A 1,651-nucleotide genomic window follows, 5' to 3' on the forward strand; every position below is an offset into this window, starting at 1 on the left:
GGATGCGCGGGGCGAGACCGGCGGCGACGGCCCGGGCCAGCAGCATGCCCAGGACGAACTCCGGCAGCCGGGCCGGCGGGAAGAGGTAGCCGAACCACAACTGGTCGAGCGACACCGGCAGTTGGGGGATACGGGGGTGGGCCGGCAGCAGGGCGGCGTCGGCCCCCGCGACGGCCGCGGCCACCAGCAGGACGGCTGCCAGGGCCGGGCGCAGGGCGCGTTCGGGCAGATACCGTACGGCGCGGCGCAGGAGCGGGAACAGCAGGTAGAACAGGACCTCGCAGCACAGCGACCAACTGGGCATGTTCATACCCGAGTTGATGTTCGGGTCGGGCGAGTAGGCGTGCACGAGCAGGAGGTTGGGCAGCCAGACCCGCACCGGGCAGGCCCAGGCGAACAGGAGGGCGGCGGCGGCCCACATCGCCAGGTGGCTGGGGTAGATCCGGGCCAGGCGCCGGCGCCAGAACGCGGCGGGGCGCTCACCGTCCCGCGCGGACCAGGTCAGGACGAAGCCGCTGAGGACGAAGAAGAACGAGACCCCGGCGTAGCCGGCCTTGGAGGTGGCGTGGGCGAGGGCGGCGGCGAGGCGGGGGTCGGCGAAGAAGCCGAGCGGGGCCCGGGGGCGCAGCGGGTCGGTGACGAGGAAGGCGTGGAAGAGGAAGACGGCGAGGGCGGCGGCGAAGCGCAGGGCGGTGAGGGTGGGCAGGCGGTGCGGGGGTGGCGGTTCTCCGACGAGCAGAGCATCACTTCGTGCACTCATAACATGACCTTAGGTGACTGTGCGTCAAGCTGGGTCACTGTCGGTATCGCCCGGAAGGCGTAAAGCGGGGCGGAGCGCGGGGGTGGCGAGCCGGGTGGAAATGGCGGTGCGGGTCGTGCGCCCGCTGGGCACACTGGTTCGATGATCACCGACCACTGGCCCCTGCGGGGGCTGCGCGTGACCTCGCCCCGCCTGGAGCTGCGCCTGCCCACCGAGGACGAACTCGCCGAGGTGGCGGACGTCGCCGCGCGCGGCGTCCACCTGCCCCAGGACCGTCCGTTCCTGACGCCGTGGGGCGAGCTGCCGCCGGCCGAACGCGCCCGGCACGTGATGCAGTCGCACTGGGCACGGCTGGGCCGCTGGAGCGCGCAGCACTGGGCGCTGGACCTGGTCGCCTTCCACGAGGGGCGCCCGGTGGGGATCCAGGACATGCGCGCCGAGGAGTTCGGCGTGCGGCGCGAGATCGTCTCCGGTTCCTGGCTCGGCCTGGAGCACCAGGGCAAGGGCCTGGGCACCGAGATGCGGGCCGCGATGCTCCACCTGGCCTTCGCGGAGCTGGGCGCGCGCTCGGCGACCTCGCTCTCCTTCGCCGACAACCACTCCTCCCTGGCCGTCTCGCGCAGGCTCGGCTACCGCGGCGACGGCATCGACCGGGACGTCCTGGACGGGCGGGTGGTGGTCTCCGAGCGCCTGCGCCTGAGCCCCGAGGCCTGGGCCGAACACGCCCGCACCCCGGTCACCGTCACCGGCCTGAGCGCCGACTGCCGCACCATGTTCGGCCTCACCGACTGACCCCGGCCCCGACGAGCGCCGCCCCGACCTCGGCTGGCTCGGCCGCGAGGAGTGGCTCTACGCCCAGCGCGCCCCCGGACAGGGCTGCCTGTCGGGCCT

At 73.8% G+C, this 1,651-nt stretch carries 2 protein-coding genes; one reads left to right on the forward strand and one right to left on the reverse strand.

Annotated features, from left to right (window positions below; all coding sequences use genetic code 11):
* A partial coding sequence (locus ACIQOV_RS40635) for an acyltransferase family protein (RefSeq protein ID WP_401056060.1) occupies positions 1–760 on the reverse strand: 760 nt, incomplete at its 3' end.
* A 141-nt stretch (positions 761–901) separates the two neighbouring features.
* On the opposite strand from ACIQOV_RS40635, the gene ACIQOV_RS40640 reads away from it, so the two are divergent.
* Positions 902–1,552: a GNAT family N-acetyltransferase gene (locus tag ACIQOV_RS40640; protein ID WP_401056062.1), complete on the forward strand. Its 651-nt coding sequence runs from the start codon at positions 902–904 to the stop codon at positions 1,550–1,552.
* The last annotated feature ends 99 nt before the right edge of the window (positions 1,553–1,651 follow it).

The organism is Kitasatospora sp. NPDC091257 (assembly GCF_044757675.1).
GTDB lineage: Bacteria > Actinomycetota > Actinomycetes > Streptomycetales > Streptomycetaceae > Kitasatospora > Kitasatospora lactacystinica.